The sequence below is a fragment of the Pseudomonas sp. S07E 245 genome, from assembly GCF_019599025.1.
Taxonomy (GTDB): Bacteria; Pseudomonadota; Gammaproteobacteria; order Pseudomonadales; family Pseudomonadaceae; genus Aquipseudomonas; species Aquipseudomonas shirazensis.
In genome coordinates this window covers 4,427,121-4,444,795 of record NZ_CP080625.1, presented here as the reverse complement: position 1 = coordinate 4,444,795, position 17,675 = coordinate 4,427,121, and the positions used below count along the sequence as shown (strand labels likewise).

The window sequence follows — 17,675 nt, the reverse complement described above, 5'->3', positions numbered from 1 at the left end:
ACCCGACGACGTTAGCCCTGAGGCATTTCCCCGACAATACGGCAGCTTCCGCAAAGGACGTAGGATACTTCCGAAGGCCCCACAGCCTGAAGCGCTCAGCGCGAAGTTGGGAAAGGTCTTACAAGCACCCCCATGATGTCAGCAGGCCATATTCCACGGCAGCTCAAGCCCCGCAAGGCCTGCACAAAGCAGCCTGGATTTGCCGTAATACTTTGTAATGTTTGCTCAGCGATTTTAGTTGTACGACGTCCTATCAGCATGTTCGACTGCGCCGGCTCTCACTACAAAAATAACGGAGACATCCAATGACCAGCCTACCTTCCGTTGAGGGCAAAGCTGCTGTGCCCTCGCAAAGCCGCCTCGCGCGCATCGCCAAGTTGCTCGGCCCAGGCATCATCGCCGTGCTGTCGTGGCTGGGCGCAGGTGATCTGATCACCTCTTCCGTGGCCGGCGCCAACTACGGTTACGCAATGATGTGGGTGCTGGCAGTTTCGCTGCTGCTGCGCTACCTGATCGTCAACATCATCGCCCGCTTCCAACTGTGCAATAACCAGGGCATGACCATCCTTCAGGGCTACGCGCAACTGCACCCGGTGTTCGCCTGGTTCATGCTCGGCTACGCGCTGATCATGGGCCACCTGATGAACGCATACATGATCAAGGGCGCCGGCGAATCATTGGCCATGCTGCTGCGCGTCGACTACCCGCTGCTTTGCTCGATGGCGGTGGTGCTGGCGGTGTGGATGCTGGTCGGGCGCAATATCTATTCGCTTATCGAAGGTGTGATGAAGGCATTGCTGGCGATCATGACCCTGGCGTTTCTAGCGCTGGCGGTGATGTCCGGGCCGGATGTGGCAGGCATCGTCAAAGGCACCATCGGCTTCAGCATCCCGCCTGACGAAGGCATGCATGGCGCCATGCTGGTAGCAGTGTCGGTGATCGGCGCAGTGGCCGGTTCGGTGGCCAACTTCGTCCACCCCTACGTGATGCGCCAGAAGGGCTGGGTTGGCCCGCAGCACAAGCGTGTGCAACGCAACGACCTGCTGTTTGCAGTATTCGTCGGTATCGTCATCAACCTGGCGATCTGGATCGTCGGCGCAGAAATCCTGCGGCCCAACGGCATCGAAGTGAAAACCCTCGGCGATCTGGGCAAGGCGCTGGAAATCTTCTTCGGCCCGATCGGCTGGTATGTGTTCTTCATCGGCGTGTTCGCCACCCTGTTCGCCAGCATTTCCGGCAAGACCACAGCCTTCCCGATGCTGATCACCGACGCCCTGCAGCACGTGCAGCCCAAGCGTCGCGAGCGTTATGGCAAGGAATTCCACAAGGACCCGGCGCACCGCTGGTTCATGCTGTTCATCCTGGTTACGCCACTGATCTGGTCGATCCCGGGCATGCCTGACTTCGTCACCCTGACCATCGGCGTCAGCGCGCTGAATATCATTGGTCTGCCGGTGATCTCGCTGGGCCTGTTGATCATGTCCAACCAGAAATCGCTGCTGAGCAAGGAATACCGCAACAACCTGTTCGAGAACATCGCCCTGGCATTCGCCACCGGCCTGGCGCTGTGGGTGGCGTTCCAGCTGGGTGTGGAGCTGTTCAGCTAAGTCATCGTACAACGCTGCTGTAAAACACTCTGCGGGGCAGGTCTTGAAAAGGGCTTGCCCCGTGTTTGTTTGCAGCCAGTGTGCGTTGATTGTCGCCACTGAAATGACAATGTGTCTCTGCACAGGCGGATTGTCTGCACCCACCCTGCCCTTCACAATGCGCGACTAATCTGATCCCGCTGCCCTCTTCGCAGCTCATGGAGTTCGAGCGATGCCACACGAAGGCAGCCTGCTACAAACCGCGGTCATCTTCCTTCTCGCCGCAGTGATTGCCGTGCCATTGGCCAAGCGCCTGCAACTCGGCGCCGTCATCGGTTACCTGCTTGCCGGCGTAGCCATAGGCCCACAGGTTTTAGGCTTGATCCGCGACACCGAAAGCGTCGCGCACATTTCCGAGCTGGGCGTAGTCTTGCTGCTGTTCATCATCGGCCTGGAACTGTCACCGCGGCGGTTGTGGCTGATGCGCAAAGCGGTGTTCGGCGTGGGCCTGGCACAGGTGCTGCTGACCGGCGCGATACTCGGCGCCATCGCTCTGTTCGGTTTCGCCCAATCACTGCCCGCAGCGCTGGTGCTGGGTCTGGGCCTGGCCTTGTCGTCGACTGCCTTTGGCTTGCAGACGCTGGCAGAAACCAAGCAATTGAATGCCCCGCACGGGCGTCTGGCGTTTGCCATTCTGCTATTCCAGGACATCGCCGCCATCCCGCTGATCGCACTGGTGCCGTTGCTCGCCGCCAGCGGCCCGGACACCAGCCATGGCGACAGCCTGCAACACGGCCTGACCATCTTTGCCAGCATCGCCGTGGTCATCGTCGGCGGCCGTTATCTGCTGCGCCCGGTGTTCCGCATCGTCGCCCGCACCGGCTTGCCGGAAGTGTCCACGGCCACCGCACTGCTGGTGGTGATCGGCACTGCCTGGCTGATGGAGCTGGCCGGAATCTCCATGGCCTTGGGCGCATTTCTCGCCGGCCTGTTGCTGGCCGACTCGGAATACCGGCACGAACTGGAGTCGCAGATCGAGCCGTTCAAAGGGCTGCTGCTGGGCCTGTTCTTCATCAGTGTCGGCATGGGCGCCAATCTCAGTCTGTTGCTCGACACGCCTTGGCTGTTGATCGGCCTGACTGCGCTGCTGATCGCAGTAAAGCTGCCGATGCTGATGCTGGTCGGGCGTCTGGGCGGCCTCAATACGGCCAATGCCCTGCGCCTCGGCGTGGTCTTGGCGGCTGGCGGCGAGTTCGCTTTTGTGGTGTTCAAGCTGGGCAAGGACCAAGGACTGCTCGACAGCTACACCTACGACCTGCTGCTGATGACCATCACTCTATCGATGGCCGCCACGCCGCTGTTGCTGATGGCCTGCGCCCGCCTGCTCAAGCGCCCGCCTGCCACGCGTGAAGTGCCGGAACAGTACAAGGACATCCAGACCGATGCGCCGCGGGTGGTGATCGTCGGCATGGGCCGCATGGGCCAGATCGTCTCGCGCATCCTGCGTGCGCAGAAGATCCCGTTCATTGCCCTCGACACCTCGGTCGACGCCATCGAGATGACCCGCACCTTCGAGCAGGCGCCGGTGTTCTACGGCGACCCGATGCGCGCCGAAGTGCTGCACGCCGCCAAAGTCGGCGAGGCCGAATACCTGATCGTGACCACTGACGACCCCGAGATCACCACACGCACGGCAGAGCGGGTCAAACGTCTCTATCCACATCTGAAAGTGCTCGCCCGCGCGCGCAACCGCCAGCATGTGCACAAGCTGATGGACGTCGGCGCCGAGCCGATCCGCGAGACGTTCTATTCCAGCCTGGAAATGAGCCGACGCGCCTTGGTCGGCCTGGGTTTGTCGGATGATCAGGCCGCTGACCGCATCCAGCGCTTTGCCGAACATGACGAGCAGGTGCTCGAAGCCCAGGGCCGCATCCGCGACGACCGCGCCAAGGTCATGCAGAACGCCAAGGAAGCACGGGTGGAGCTGGCCCGGCTATTCGAGTCAGACGCCGACTGAGGCCAACTCAGGCCAACACTAGTCGACAGATAGGCGGATGCTCCCGCTGCGCGGCCTGCCATAGATCGTAGGCCGCCTGCTCCGCCAGATACTGCCGGGCCGCACCCAGGCCTGCCAGCTCAAGGCGATAAGCCAGGTCAGCCGAAAGCGCTGCGCGTCCATTGATGACGGCAGACAGCTGCCCGCGTGAGTAGCCAAGGTGGCGAGCCAGCGACGAGACGTTCATACCAATAGCGGGCAGGACATCTTCGCGCAGCGATTCGCCGGGGTGAGGCGGGTTGTGCATCGACATAAGCATTCAGCTCCTAGTGATAATCCAGATAGTCGACCAGCTCAACGTCGGTGCTGACAAAGTGGAATATCACCCGCCAGTTACCAGAGATGCTAACGGACCAGAAACCGTCCAGGTTGCCTCGCAAGGGATGGAGCCGATAACCGGGTCGGTCCATATCGGCAGGCGATTGTGCGACTGCGAGTGACGCGAGAAGCCGGCGCAGGCGTGCTACTTGATCAGCTCGGACACCGGATGTATCTCCCCGCTAATAAAGTGCCTTCAGGCCCTTATGCCTGAAACTCCTGATCATCGACGCTGAAGTGTAAGGTCATGCCTTACACTTTTCAAGTAGACCATGGCTCGTTGCATGGAGACACTCCTGAGAATTTCCGGGAGTGCAGTTTGTTCTTTGCCAGCTTCAAAGACGCCGTGATGGCGTCAGCCAAGCACGTGGGAAATTTCCTAAGCAGCTGTCCATCCGTCAGGTCACCTCCACCCCGCGACCACAAAAAATCACCCGCCCCCTCCACCCCTGGCCTGTTACGCTCCGTCTCGCTCGAGTCGCAAACACTCCGGCGCAGCAGCAAGCGACTGACCAGGAGACCCGCTTGGAAGACCTCAACTCGCTGTACTTCTTCACTCAGGTAGTCGAGCACGGTGGCTTTGCCCCTGCCGGGCGGGCGCTGGACATGCCCAAATCGAAGCTCAGCCGGCGCATCGCCGACCTCGAAGAAAGGCTCGGCGTGCGCCTACTGCACCGCACCAGCCGGCATTGCTCACTGACCGAAATCGGCCAGGAGTATTACCGCCGCTGCCTGGCCATGCGGGTCGAGGCCGAGAGCGCTGCCGAGGTGATCGAGCGCAACCGCAGCGAGCCGCGCGGGCTGGTGCGCATGAGCTGCCCGACCACCCTGCTCAACTCCTGGGTCGGGCCGATGCTGACGCGCTATATGCTCAAGTATCCGCGGGTCGAGTTGTTCATCGAGAGCACCAACCGCCGCGTCGATTTGCTGCACGAGGGCTTCGATGTGGCGCTGCGGGTGCGCTTTCCGCCGCTGGAAAACACCGACATGGTGATGAAGGTGCTGAGCAACAGCACCCAATGTCTGGTCGGTCGGCCGGCGTTTCTTGAGCAACTGCCGGCGGGCTTCGATCCGCAGCAGCTCAGCCAGCTGCCGAGCCTGCACTGGGGCGGCGCGCAGCGTGAGTATCAGTGGGAGCTGTTTCAGGGCGAGGACATGAGCCGCAGCATCGTCATCCCGCATACGCCGCGGATGGTCACCGATGACCTGTTTGCCCTGCGCCATTTCGTGCTGGCGGGGATCGGTATAGCGCACTTGCCGAAGGTGGCCGTGCGTGAGGATCTGGCCAGCGGGCATCTGGTAGAAGTGCTGCCGGGCTGGAATCCGCGCTGCGGTATCGTCCATGCGATCTTCCCATCGCGGCGTGGCCTGCTGCCGTCGGTACGCTCGCTGATCGATCACCTGGCGGAAGAGTTCGTGACCTGCGACATGGCTTGAATGGGTTAAAGCGACATCTGTCCCGAAGCCTGATCTTGAGGTTTGACGCGATCCCTGTAGGAGCGGCCTTGTGTCGCGAAAGGCGCGCGTAGCGGGCCCAGGATCTGTGCAGCACCAGAGATCGTCGGGGCCGCTGCGCGGCCCTTTCGCGACACAAGGCCGCTCCTACAGAGATCGCGTCGAGGCGGCCGCCTCGGATCAGATCAGAACGCGAAACACGAACAGCCCAGCGATCCCCAGAAGCCCTGGAAGTCACTCACCGGCACACTCGATTTGCGCGCCTTGTCATGGCTGTGAGCATGGACCCCACACGGCCCGGAACACTGATGTGGCATCGCTGCCAGCGACGGTGTGCCCGCCCGCCAGTGCCCCGGCACCTTGGCCACCGGCGACCACTCAGGCAATACCGGCACCTGCGCCGGGCCCAGCTTATCGAACTCGGCGGCGCCGTACACGACCTTGCCATCGACAATGGTCAGCACCGACTCGATGCTCTTGATCGCCTCCTCACTGACGCTGAAGAAGTCCAGCGACAGCGCTGCCAGGTCAGCCAGCTGGCCGACCTTGAGCTGGCCTTTCTTGCCCTGCTCGCTGGAGAACCAGGCGCTGCCCTGGGTGAACAACTGCAGCGCGGTATCGCGGCTCAGGCCTTCGGGGTACAGCTCCATGCCGCCGACGGTCTTGCCGCTGACCATCCAGTACAGCGAGGTCCACGGGTTGTAGCTGGAAACCCGAGTGGCGTCGGTACCGGCACCGACCGGCACGCCCATTTCCAGCATGCGCTTGATCGGCGGGGTCTGTTCGGCCGCCTTGGCGCCGTAACGGTCGACGAAGTACTCACCCTGGAAGGCCATGCGGTCCTGAATGGCGATACCGCCGCCCAGGGCACGCACGCGCTCGATGTTCTGCGGGGTGATGGTTTCGGCGTGGTCGAAGAACCACGGCAGGCCGTTGAACGGGATGTCGCGGTTGACCTTCTCGAACACGTCGAGCATGCGCGTGATCGACTCGTTGTAGGTGGCGTGCAGGCGGAACGGCCAGCGCTGCTCGACCAGATGGCGGACCACCGGTTCCAGCTCATCTTCCATGGTCTGCGGCAAGTCAGGGCGCGGCTCGAGGAAGTCCTCGAAGTCGGCGGCGGAGAACACCAGCATCTCGCCGGCGCCGTTATGCCGGAGGAAGTCGGTGCCGCTGTGCAGCTTGACGCTGGAGGTCCACTTGCGGAAGTCGTCGAGCTCTTCCTTGGGTTTTTGCGTGAACAGGTTGTAGGCGATGCGCACGGTCAGCTGGTTGTTGTCGGCCAGCTCCTGGATTACCGAGTAATCGTCGGGGAAGTTCTGGTAGCCACCACCGGCATCGATCGCGCTGGTCAGGCCGAGGCGGTTGAGTTCACGCATGAACTGGCGGGTCGAGTTGACCTGATACTCCAAGGGCAGCTTCGGCCCTTTGGCCAGAGTGGCGTAGAGGATCATCGCGTTGGGGCGGGCGATGAGCATGCCGGTCGGGTTGCCGAACTTGTCGCGCTGGATCTCGCCACCGGCTGGGTTGGGCGTGTCCTTGTCGTAGCCGACGGCTTTGAGCGCGGCGCGGTTGAGCAGCGCGCGGTCGTACAGGTGCAGCAGGAACACCGGGGTATCGGGCGCGGCCTGGTTGATCTCTTCAAGGGTCGGCATGCGTTTTTCGGCGAACTGGAATTCGTTCCAGCCACCGACTACCCGCACCCACTGCGGAGTTGGCGTGCGCGCCGCCTGGTCCTTGAGCATGCGCAGGGCATCGGCTACCGAAGGCACGCCTTCCCAGCGCAGTTCCAGGTTGTAATTGAGACCGCCGCGGATCAGGTGCAGGTGCGAGTCGTTGAGACCGGGGATCACCGTGCGCTGCTTGAGGTCGATGATTTGCGTGCTGTCACCGCGCAAGGCCATGGCCTCGGCGTCGCTGCCCACGGCGAGAAAACGCCCGTCCTTGATGGCCACGGCGGTGGCGGTTGGGTTTTCACGGTCGACGGTGTGCAGCTTGCCGTTGAACAGGATCAGGTCGGCGGTCATGGGCAAATCCTCGGATAGGGGGCGGGAGCAGCGCGGAGTGAACCGCGCCGCCTCGGTGGCTTACTTGGCCAGGAACGCCAGCAGGTCTTCGTTCAACTGCTGCGCATGGGTGACCGCAAAGCCGTGCGGCGCGCCGCTGTATACCTTGAACTCAGCGCCCTTGATCATTTCTGCTGCGCGCTTGCCGGTGGTCTCCATCGGTACGATCTGGTCGGCGTCGCCATGAATGACCAGGGTCGGCACATCGACTTTGGCCATGTCTGGACGGAAGTCGGTGGCAGAGAAGGCGCTGACGCAATCCAGAGTCGCTTTCAATGACGCCAGCAGGGCGATATTGAGGGTCTGCGCCTGCACTCCGGTGGAGACCGCCTGGCCTTTGTTGATGCCGTAGAACGGGGTGGCGAAGTCGGCCAGGAACTGTGCACGGTCGGCTCTGAGGCCCGCCTGGATACCTTCGAACACCGAAGCATCGACGCCATCCGGGTTGCTCTCGGACTTGCCGAACACCGGCGTTACTGCGCCGAGCAACACCAGCTTGGCCACCCGCTCGCTGCCATGCCGACCGATGTAGCGGCTAACGTCACCGCCACCCATGGAGAAGCCGACCAAGGTCACGTCGCGCAGGTCGAGGTGCTCGATCAGCTGGGCGATGTCGTCGGCGAAGGTGTCGTAGTCATAGCCGGTCCACGGTTGGTCGGAGCGACCGAAGCCACGCCGGTCAAAGGCGATGGCGCGGTAGCCGCGGCTGGCGAGAAACTCCATCTGGGTGTCCCACATGTCCGCATCCAGCGGCCAGCCATGGCTGAACAGCACGGGCTTGCCGCTGCCCCAGTCCTTGAAGTAGATCGAAGTGCCATCGCGGGTTACGAACGTGCTCATATCGGTATCTCCAGAAATTAGGTAGGGGCTTGCACAGCGTAGCGTCAGAAATGTTTCAACCACGTAGCCAGTTGGCGCAGCGGCGGGTTACCCACGGCATGATGAAAAACACCACCGGCAGGATCACCAGCAGGTTGCCGATCAGGTTGCCAATGACCGGCCCGGCCAGTTGCGGCACGCGAGTGAACAGCGGTGCCAGCACGATCGGTACCAACATGGTCAACGGGCAGATCACCAGGTAGGTCAGTACGGCCTGCTTCCAGCGCGGCGGCGCTGGGGTGTTGCTGCTGGCCGGGGTGAACCAGAACTCCGGGTCGTCATGCACATGGGTGTGGTCACCGTCCTCAAGCAGCGGCAGCACCTCGCTGACCAGTGCCTGGCGTTCAGCCGAATTGACCCATGCCTGCAGCAGTTCAGCATCGGCAAAACGCACCACATTGGTGAAGTGGCAACCACCGCCATCGGGGCGGATCACATTGACGTCGAGGTGGCCCGGCTGCTGGCGGGCGGTGGTTACCGCGCGCTTGAGCCATGCCTCGTACTGCGCCAGCGCGGCGGCCCGCGCCTTGTGCTGGATGACCAGGGTCACCACGTTGCGGTTATCGACGGTTGCACTGTTCATGGGTGTTCCCTGGGCAAAGGCGGCTGGCCATGGCCCACGCTGTTGCTGTGGGCCGGCGCTGGGTTGAGGGCGCGGCTTATTTGCCGGCGGCGGTCAGGGCGCTGTAGGTGGTCATCAGGTTGCGGTAGTCCGGGATGTGGTTGGAGCACAGCGCGCCGAGGCCTTCGATGTCGTTCCTCCAGTCGCGGTGCAGTTCACAGGCCACGCCGAACCAGTTCATCAGTTGTGCACCAGCGCTGCTCATGCGGTTCCAGGCGGCGTCACGAGTGATCTCGTTGAAGGTGCCGGACGCATCGGTAACCACGAACACATCGAACTCTTCTTCCAGCGCCGACAGTGCCGGGAACGCCACACAAACCTCGGTCACCACACCAGCGATGATCAGCTGCTTCTTGCCAGTCGCCTTGACCGCCTTGACGAAGTCTTCGTTGTCCCAGGCATTGATCTGGCCAGGGCGAGCGATGTACGGCGCATCCGGGAACAGCGCTTTCAGCTCGGGGATCAGCGGGCCGTTGGGGCCTTGCTCGAAGCTGGTGGTAAGGATGGTTGGCAGGTTGAAGAACTTGGCCAGGTCAGCCAGGGCCAGCACGTTGTTCTTGAACTTGTCCGGCTCGATGTCACGCACCAGCGACAGCAGGCCAGCTTGATGGTCGACCAGCAGGACTACGGCGTCGTCTTTGTTCAGGCGGTTGTATTTGAAGTTGTTCATGGCTTGGTGCTCCGCAAGGGTCTTGGTTTCGAGTGAGTTGGGTGTTTCGCGTTGATGAGTAAAGATTAAAACCAAGACCTTTGTGCGACTAGATAGCTAAATTTGTCTTTAGCGTTCTATTTTATGAACGATGGTGATTACGGCCTGTTGTTGCGACTACGGCCCAGTTGCTTGTCCCCCGCACCTACTCTTTACTACCCATCAGCCCTCCCCCGCACCGAGACCGTCATGCTGGCGTTCATCCAGTCCTACCCGCTGTTGCTCGGCACCTGTTTGATCCTGCTCGATGTGCTGCTCTGGCAATTGATCACGCTGCAGCGCCAGCCGTGGCGGATCGCTGCGCGTCTGGCGATCTTCCTGTTGTTCAGCGCGGTGTTGGTGGCGGCGGGGATGAGCCCGTTGCAGCCGCCGCCGTGGGTCGATGATGTGGCGCGCAATCTGTTGGCGACGGTGCTGGCGATTGGCTGGTGGCTGTTTGCGGCGCGGACGGTGACGGTGGTGTTCGGCGTGCTGCTGGTGGCGCGCGGCAGCCATGGCGGGCGTTTGTTGCAGGACGTGCTCGGGGCATTGATTTTTCTGGTGGCGGTGGTGGCTGCGGCGGCCTATGTGCTGCAGTTGCCGGTCAAGGGGCTGCTGGCGACGTCAGGGGTAATGGCGATCGTGATCGGCCTGGCGTTGCAGAGCACCTTGAGCGATGTGTTCTCTGGGATCGTTCTGAATACCACGCGGCCGTATCAGATTGGCGATTCGATTTCGATCGATGGCACCGAGGGCAAGGTGGTCGATATCGACTGGCGGGCAACGCGGATGATCACTGCCAGCGGCAGCCTGGCGGTGGTACCCAACTCGGTGGCAGCCAAGGCCAAGCTGCTCAATCACAGCCGCCCGGCGGACCGGCATGGGCTGAGCATCACCGTGGTGGTGCCGGCCAAAGTGCGCCCGAAGCGGGTGTTCGATGCACTGGAAAAGGCCCTGCAAGGCACCTCTGCGCTTCTCGCCACGCCTGCACCGAAGGTCTCGGTAAAAGCCTCAAGCCTGGAGTCGGTGGAATATGAAGCCAGTGGTTTCATCACCGACATGGCGCGCAAGGGCGAGGTGCGCAATCAGTTGTTCGACCTGGCCCATCGGCACCTGGAAGCCAGCGGCGTGATCTGGAATGCCGACCTGGCTTCGGCGCCACGCAGCCGTCAGCGCGAGCTGCTGGATGAGGTGCGCCTGTTCCGCTCGCTGAGCGGCGACGAGCGCGATGAGCTGAGCCAGCACATGACGACGGTGGAGTACCTGGTCGATCAGGTGATCCTTGGCATCGGCGAGCGCTCGCAGCATGTGTTGGTGATTGCCAGCGGGGTAGTGTCGGCGTCGGTGCGCGATGGCGAGCGGCTGGTCGAGGCCGGGCGCATGGGGCCGGGCGAGCTGCTGGCCATTGAAGGTTTGGTCGATGAAGAAGAGTCGACGGTGGAGTTCCGTACCCTGAGCGGCTGCGTGCTGTATCGGATCGACAAGGAACAGCTGCGCAGTTGCCTGGACCAGCGCGGCGACGTGCAGATGGCCTTGACCAAGCTGCAACGGTTCCGCCGGCAGAGCCGCGATTCACTGTTGATGCAGAAACCGGTGCTGGTCAAGAAAGGCGGCTTTCTCAGCTGGCTGCGGTAGGAGCGGCCTTGTGTCGCGAAAGGGCCGCGTAGCGGCCCCAGATTTCAGCTTCGCCGCGGGTATCGCCGGGCCAGCTACGCTGGCCTTTCGCGACACAAGGCCGCTCCTACAGGACCACGCGCAAGCACTGGCCGGCGTGGTACAGCGAGAAGCCTGACTCATAGAACGCAGTACGCAACGACGGCGCGCTGACGGCTTTCATCGGCGAGAACGGCACCGGCAGGCGCTCGGGGTCATCCTTGAGCAGAAACTCGGCAAAGGCTCGGCCAATCACGGTGCCGGTGGTATTGCCGCGACCGTTGTAGCCGGTCACCGCGACCAACCCCGGTGCAGGTTCGAACAGGCGCATCAGGTGATCGGGGGTGAAGTCGATGCAGCCGGTCCAGTGCATTTCCCAGTCGACCTTGCCCAGCTCCGGGTAGTAGTGGCTCTGAATGCGGTCGGCCCAGCGCCGTACGAACCATGCCGGCTTGTTGTCGACCCGACCGAGGCTGCCGAGCAGCAGGCGGCCTTGGTCATCGCGGCGGATGCTGCTGAGTACGGTACGGGTGTCCCACGAGCCTTGGCCATGGAGCAGCACCTTGTCGGCGGCTGCGCCGTGCAGCGGTGCCGAGGCAACCTGGTAGTAATAGCCACGGAAGAAGTGCTTTTGCAGGTTGCTCCAGTCGCCCTCGGTGTAGGCGCCGGTGGAGATCACCACCTTGTCGGCGCGGACCACGCCTTTGCCGGTGTTGACCTGCCAGCCAGCGCCATCGCGCTGCAGGCCTTCGACCGAGGATTGCTGGAACAGCTTGCCGCCCAGCCGCTCTACTGCAGCAGCCAGGCCTTGGGTGTAAGCCATCGGGTTGATGGTGCCGGCGCGATGGTCAAGCAGCGCGGCGGAAATCTTGTCGGTACCGCAGTATTCCTGGCACTGCGCGCCGGTCAGCAGTTCGACGTTGGCGCCGCGCCGGCTCCATTGCTGATGGCGCGCCTCCAGGTCAGCCAGGCCAGTGGCGTTGTGCGCCATGTGCAGAGTGCCTTTGTGCTGGGCCTGGCAGTCGATGCCCAGGCGCTCGATCATGGCGAACACCTCGGCGGGTGCCTCGCCCAAGGCCTTGTTCAAGCGGCTGCCCTGTTGTTGACCGAGGGTCGCCTCGACATCGTCGGGGCGAATCCAGGTGCCGGCGTTGACCAGGCCAACGTTGCGCCCGGAGCCGCCGTGGCCGACTTTCCAGGCTTCGACAACGATCACTGACTTGCCCTGTTCGAGCAGATGGATCGCTGCCGACAGGCCGGTGATACCGCCACCGATGACGCAGACGTCGGCCTTGTGCTCGCCCGCCAGGGCCTGCACGGCGACGCTCGCCGGGGTGACGTGTTCCCAGAGACATTGTTGACGCAATTCGGGCATGACCGGCCTCAGCTTATTTTTCTTGTTACGGTGTGGCCGCCAGGCGGCCGCTCGCGGCACACGGCCGCGAAAGGGGGCCGAGGCCCCCGCCTGCGATCATCAGTCGAACACGATGCCCTGCGCCAGCGGCAATTCGCGTGAGTAGTTGACGGTGTTGGTCTGGCGCCGCATGTAGCCTTTCCAGGCATCCGAACCCGACTCGCGACCGCCGCCGGTTTCTTTCTCGCCGCCGAACGCGCCACCGATCTCTGCACCGCTGGTGCCGATGTTGACGTTGGCGATGCCGCAGTCGCTGCCGGCTGCGCTCTGGAAGCGCTCGGCTTCACGCAGGTCGGTGGTGAAGATGCACGACGACAGGCCTTGTGGCACTTCGTTATTCAGGCGCAAGGCCTCCTCGAAGTCGTCATAAGCCAGCACGTACAGGATCGGTGCGAAGGTCTCGTGGCGGACCACTTCGCTCTGCGCAGGCATCTCGGCGATTGCCGGGGTCACGTAGTAGCCGTTCGGATACTGGCTGGCCAGCTGGCGCTCACCACCAAACACCTGGCCACCTTCGTCACGGGCCTTGGCCAGTGCGCCTTGCATGGCGTCGAACGACTGCTTGTCGATCAGCGGGCCGACCAGGTTGTTCTCGCGCGGGTCGCCGATGCGCACTTTGCCGTAGGCGGCTTTGACGCGGGCAACCACTTCGTCCTTGATCGAACGGTGCACGATCAACCGACGCAGGGTGGTGCAGCGCTGGCCAGCGGTGCCGACGGCGGAGAACAGAATGCCGCGCACAGCCAGATCAAGATCGGCACTCGGCGCGAGGATCATGGCGTTGTTGCCGCCCAGTTCGAGGATGCTGCGGCCAAAGCGTGCGGCAACCCGTGGGCCGACTTCACGGCCCATGCGGGTGCTGCCGGTGGCGCTGACCAGCGGTACACGTGGGTCGTCGACCAGCGCTTCGCCGGCTTCACGGCCGCCGATCACCAGCTGGGCCAGGCCGGCCGGTGCATCACCGAAGGCCAGCAGGGCTTTTTCGAACAGCGCCTGGCAGGCCAGTGCGGTCAGCGGGGTCTTCTCGGACGGTTTCCAGACGACGGCGTTACCGGCTACCAGCGCCAGCGCGGTGTTCCACGCCCACACCGCCACCGGGAAGTTGAAGGCGCTGATCACGCCAACCACGCCCAGCGGATGCCACGACTCACGCATGTGATGGCCGGGGCGCTCGGAGGCGATGGTCAGGCCGTACAGCTGACGCGACAGGCCGACGGCGAAGTCGCAGATGTCGATCATTTCCTGCACTTCGCCCAGGCCTTCCTGGGTGATCTTGCCGGCTTCGATCGAGACCAGCTCACCGAGCTCGGCCTTGTGCTGACGCAGGACTTCGCCAAACAGCCGCACCAGCTCGCCGCGACGCGGGGCCGGTACAGTGCGCCAGGCTTCGAAGGCGGCGTGGGCCTGGTCGATGCAGGCGGTGGTCTCGGCCTTGCCGAGCAGTTTCACCGTGGCGATCTGGCTACCGTCGATCGGGGTGTGAACAGGGTAGTCGCCCTGAGTGTAGGCCTGGGCGGCGACGCCAAGGCGCTCGAGCAATGCAGCAACCATCGTGCTTCTCCTAAATCGGCTGAAGGGTGGTAAATATGATGTGGATCAGTATTAATCCGATCACAGCAGCGCAACAAACGACCTTTATTCCGCATATCATTCCGTCAGGTCATGATCCCCTTGCATAGAGACTGCCATGTCGAAACGTCTGGTACCGTCGATGACGGCCCTGCAGTGCTTTGAAGCCGCAGCCCGTCACTTGAGCTTCACCCGCGCTGCCGAAGAGCTGCACCTGACCCAAAGTGCGGTCAGCAAACAGGTCGCGCAGCTTGAAGAAATGCTCCACCACCACCTGTTCCTGCGCATTCGCCGGCGCTTGCAACTGACGCCTGCGGGCAGCCTGTACCTGGCCGAGGTGAACAAGATCCTCACCCAGGTCGACATGTCCAGCCGCTACATCCTGACGTACGGCGAGCAGACCGAGATATTGAAAGTAGCTACTCAACCGAGTTTTGGCGTGCGCTGGTTGATCCCGCACCTCAAGGGTTTTGGCAAGCGCTACCCGAATATCCATCTGGATATCCGCAACGAGATGGAGCCGTTCTCGCTGTTGCAGGGCTCGGCCGACGTGGTGTTCTTCTTTGGCCAGGGCACCTGGCCGGGGGCAACCTGCGTGCAGCTGTTCGACGAGGAAGTGGTGCCGGTGTGCGCGCCTGAATTGCTGCAAGGGCGCGAGTTGAACGATGCCAGTGCGCTGGCCGAACTGGTGTTGATGCAGAGCACTTCACGGCCGGAGGCCTGGCATGAGTGGTTCCTGGAGCAGGGCCTGCACACCGACAACAGCTACCACGGGCCACGCTTCGACACCTTTTATATGGCCTTGAGTGCGGCTCAGGCGGGCTGCGGCGTGGCGCTGGTGCCACGTTATCTGGCGGAGAAGGAACTGGCCGAGGGCAGTTTGGTGATTGCCTGGCAGCATGCTATGCGCAGTAATGGCGCGCATTATCTGGCGTATGCCGAGCATGCGGCCGAAGTGCCGAAGGTGCGGGCGTTGGTGGAGTGGATCAAAACTCAGCTTGGGGGCTGATAGTGTCGGGGCGACATCAATCATAAAGGGAATGACACCTCTACTTTTTTTCGCTTGTGGCGGCAGTCCATTCCCAGTTTTCATGTAACGGTCCCATTAACCACCAGGAAGCTTGCGATGCCCGCCCATGATTTCGTCAGCCCAGACAGCATCCGTGCGCAGTTCTCTGCCGCCATGTCGCTCATGTACAAACAGGAAGTGCCGCTCTATGGCACGCTGCTGGAGCTGGTCAGCGAAATCAACCAGCAGGTCATGCAGCAACAGCCGCAGGTCGCTGAAGCGCTGCGCTGGACCGGCGAAATCGAGCGTCTCGACCACGAACGCCATGGCGCCATCCGCGTTGGCACCGCCGCCGAGCTGGCCACCATCGCCCGCCTGTTCGCGGTGATGGGCATGCAGCCGGTGGGTTACTACGACCTGAGCTCGGCGGGCGTGCCGGTGCACTCGACGGCATTTCGCGCAGTGCATGAGCAGTCGCTGCACGTCAGCCCGTTCCGTGTATTCACTTCGCTGCTGCGCCTGGAGCTGATCGACAACCCGCAACTGCGCGAGCTGGCTGCGAGCATTCTGGCCAAGCGGCAGATCTTCACCCCGCGGGTGCTGGAACTGATCGCCCAATGTGAGCGCAACAACGGCCTCAACGCCGCCGACGCCGAGGCCTTTGTGCAGGAGGCGCTGCACACCTTCCGCTGGCACCAGCAGGCGACAGTGACTGCCGAGCAGTATAAGCAGCTGCATGACCAGCACCGGCTGATTGCCGATGTGGTGGCGTTCAAAGGCCCGCACATCAATCACCTGACCCCGCGCACGCTGGACATCGATGCGATTCAGCTGGGCATGCCGGCCAAGGGCATTCCCCCCAAGGCAGTGGTCGAAGGCCCGCCAACCCGGCGCCACCCGATCCTGCTGCGTCAGACCAGCTTCAAGGCCCTGCAAGAGAAGGTCGCCTTCACCGATCAGGCCGGCAGCGAAGGCAGCCATACTGCGCGCTTCGGCGAAATCGAACAGCGTGGAGCAGCGCTGACGCCCAAGGGCCGGGCGCTGTACGACACCCTGCTCGATGCGACCCGCGCAGCACTCGGCGGGGTGCCGGCCGAGGCCAATGCCGAGCGCTACCAGCAGTTGCTCCAGGCGCAGTTCGCCGAGTTCCCCGATGACCTGGCGCAGATGCGCGAGCAGGGCCTGGCCTACTTCCGTTATTTCGCTACCGACAAGGGCCTGGCAGCGCGCAACGAAGCTGGCCGGCCGAGCACCTTGCAGGGCCTGATCGACGCCGGGCATGTGCATTTCGAGGCGCTGGTTTACGAAGACTTCCTGCCGGTCAGTGCGGCGGGGATCTTCCAGTCCAACCTGGGCGACGATGCCCAGGCCAACTACGGCAGCAATGCCAACCGCGAAGCGTTCGAGGCGGCGCTGGGGTTGGCGGTGCAGGACGAGCTGGCGCTATACGCGCAGAGCGAACAGCGCTCGCTGCTGGCCTGTGCGCAGGCACTGAACCTGAGCGCGCTGTAACCCTCGCCTGATTGCAGCCGCTGCGCAGGCCGATCTGCGCGGCGGCTGCCGCTGTCAGCGGACGCGGAAGCGATCCACTTCCTGGCGCAACTGCGCCGCCAGGCCTTCCAGCTCACGTGCGGTGGTGGCCAGTTCATTGGCCACATCGTGCTGCTCGCTGTTGGCCTGGGCGATGCTCTGCAGGTTGCGGCTGAGCAAGGTCGCGGTGCTGCTCTGCTCCTGAGTGGCAGCGCTGATCGCGGCAAACTGCTCACCGGCGTCGCGGCTCTGCTGGTCAATCTGAGCCAGCGCATCAGCCACTTTGACGTTGCGTTCAAGGCCTTCCTGCATCAGCCGGTTGCCCTGCTGCAGGGTGCTGATGGCGTGCCCGGTCTGCTGCTGGATACTGCCGATCATTCCGGAAATCTCGTCGGTTGCCGAACGGGTCCGCGCCGCCAGGCCGCGCACCTCATCGGCCACCACGGCAAAGCCACGGCCCTGCTCACCGGCGCGAGCGGCCTCGATTGCCGCGTTGAGCGCGAGCAGGTTGGTTTGCTCGGCGATGGCGGTGATCACCCCGACGATGCCGCCGATTTCCTGCGAGCGGGCGCCAAGGGTGTCCATGACCTCAGCAGTGCCGCCGAGGGCATCGGCGATCTGGCGTAGCGAGGCTGACGCTTCGTTCATCGCGCTGCGGCCAACCCGGGTGTGCTCGGCATTGTCGCGGGCCATGCGTTCGGTGCCGGCCATATTGTCGGCAATGTTCATAGAGGTGGCGCTGAACTCTTCGACGGCGCCAGCCATGCTGGTGATTTCGCCAGACTGCTGCTCCATGCCTTCGCAGGCACCGGACGACAACCCGGCCAGCG

At 63.0% G+C, this 17,675-nt stretch carries 14 protein-coding genes and 1 pseudogene; 6 read left to right on the top strand and 9 right to left on the bottom strand.

Translation table 11 applies throughout. The features are described 5' to 3' along the window. Positions 1-305: 305 nt before the first annotated feature. Entirely contained in the window at positions 306-1,607 is a 1,302-nt protein-coding gene (locus K3F44_RS20470; RefSeq protein ID WP_150570434.1) for an Nramp family divalent metal transporter, read from the top strand. 211 nt (positions 1,608-1,818) lie between these two features. After that, positions 1,819-3,603, top strand: coding sequence for a monovalent cation:proton antiporter-2 (CPA2) family protein (locus K3F44_RS20465; protein ID WP_220632869.1), 1,785 nt, complete (start codon positions 1,819-1,821; stop codon positions 3,601-3,603). Between the two features lie 7 nt (positions 3,604-3,610). On the opposite strand, the gene K3F44_RS20460 is transcribed toward K3F44_RS20465, so the two are convergent. Together K3F44_RS20460 and K3F44_RS20455 are read right to left on the bottom strand one after the other, a co-directional pair. Continuing rightward, entirely contained in the window at positions 3,611-3,895 is a 285-nt protein-coding gene (locus K3F44_RS20460) for a HigA family addiction module antitoxin (protein ID WP_103435589.1), read from the bottom strand. 13 nt (positions 3,896-3,908) lie between these two features. After that, positions 3,909-4,187, bottom strand: a pseudogene (locus tag K3F44_RS20455) (type II toxin-antitoxin system RelE/ParE family toxin). A gap of 298 nt (positions 4,188-4,485) precedes the next feature. On the opposite strand from K3F44_RS20455, the gene K3F44_RS20450 reads away from it, so the two are divergent. After that, complete coding sequence (locus tag K3F44_RS20450; RefSeq protein ID WP_220632868.1) at positions 4,486-5,397, top strand: LysR substrate-binding domain-containing protein; 912 nt, start codon at positions 4,486-4,488, stop codon at positions 5,395-5,397. Positions 5,398-5,600: 203 nt separating this feature from the next. Here K3F44_RS20450 and K3F44_RS20445 read toward each other — a convergent pair whose 3' ends face one another. The 4 genes from K3F44_RS20445 to ycaC all read right to left on the bottom strand — a co-directional run bounded on the left by K3F44_RS20445 (position 5,601) and on the right by ycaC (position 9,652). After that, positions 5,601-7,442 (bottom strand): amidohydrolase, encoded by a 1,842-nt coding sequence (locus K3F44_RS20445; RefSeq protein WP_188036965.1) that lies wholly within the window; start codon positions 7,440-7,442, stop codon positions 5,601-5,603. A 60-nt stretch (positions 7,443-7,502) separates the two neighbouring features. Next, a complete protein-coding gene (locus tag K3F44_RS20440) occupies positions 7,503-8,321 on the bottom strand; it encodes an alpha/beta fold hydrolase (RefSeq protein WP_150572509.1) in 819 nt (272 codons plus the stop codon). Between the two features lie 55 nt (positions 8,322-8,376). Next, a complete protein-coding gene (locus tag K3F44_RS20435) occupies positions 8,377-8,943 on the bottom strand; it encodes an antibiotic biosynthesis monooxygenase (RefSeq protein WP_220632867.1) in 567 nt (188 codons plus the stop codon). A gap of 76 nt (positions 8,944-9,019) precedes the next feature. Beyond that, positions 9,020-9,652: an isochorismate family cysteine hydrolase YcaC gene (ycaC, locus tag K3F44_RS20430; protein WP_101322920.1), complete on the bottom strand. Its 633-nt coding sequence runs from the start codon at positions 9,650-9,652 to the stop codon at positions 9,020-9,022. Positions 9,653-9,880: 228 nt separating this feature from the next. On the opposite strand from ycaC, the gene K3F44_RS20425 reads away from it, so the two are divergent. After that, positions 9,881-11,305 (top strand): mechanosensitive ion channel family protein, encoded by a 1,425-nt coding sequence (locus tag K3F44_RS20425; RefSeq protein WP_220632866.1) that lies wholly within the window; start codon positions 9,881-9,883, stop codon positions 11,303-11,305. A gap of 106 nt (positions 11,306-11,411) precedes the next feature. Here the strand turns inward: K3F44_RS20425 and K3F44_RS20420 are convergent, their stop codons facing one another. Both K3F44_RS20420 and K3F44_RS20415 read right to left on the bottom strand, forming a co-directional pair. Then, complete coding sequence (locus K3F44_RS20420; RefSeq protein ID WP_220632865.1) at positions 11,412-12,698, bottom strand: FAD-binding oxidoreductase; 1,287 nt, start codon at positions 12,696-12,698, stop codon at positions 11,412-11,414. 99 nt (positions 12,699-12,797) lie between these two features. After that, entirely contained in the window at positions 12,798-14,288 is a 1,491-nt protein-coding gene (locus tag K3F44_RS20415; protein ID WP_103435578.1) for an aldehyde dehydrogenase family protein, read from the bottom strand. Positions 14,289-14,424: 136 nt separating this feature from the next. Here K3F44_RS20415 and gcvA point away from each other — a divergent pair, with 136 nt between their 5' ends. Next, positions 14,425-15,315: a transcriptional regulator GcvA gene (gene gcvA / locus K3F44_RS20410; RefSeq protein ID WP_220632864.1), complete on the top strand. Its 891-nt coding sequence runs from the start codon at positions 14,425-14,427 to the stop codon at positions 15,313-15,315. A 117-nt stretch (positions 15,316-15,432) separates the two neighbouring features. Next, positions 15,433-16,827 (top strand): VOC family protein, encoded by a 1,395-nt coding sequence (locus K3F44_RS20405; RefSeq protein ID WP_220632863.1) that lies wholly within the window; start codon positions 15,433-15,435, stop codon positions 16,825-16,827. A 54-nt stretch (positions 16,828-16,881) separates the two neighbouring features. Here the strand turns inward: K3F44_RS20405 and K3F44_RS25170 are convergent, their stop codons facing one another. Continuing rightward, positions 16,882-17,610, bottom strand: a complete 729-nt coding sequence (locus K3F44_RS25170; protein WP_371411595.1) for a methyl-accepting chemotaxis protein — start codon at positions 17,608-17,610, stop codon at positions 16,882-16,884. Positions 17,611-17,675 lie beyond the last annotated feature (65 nt).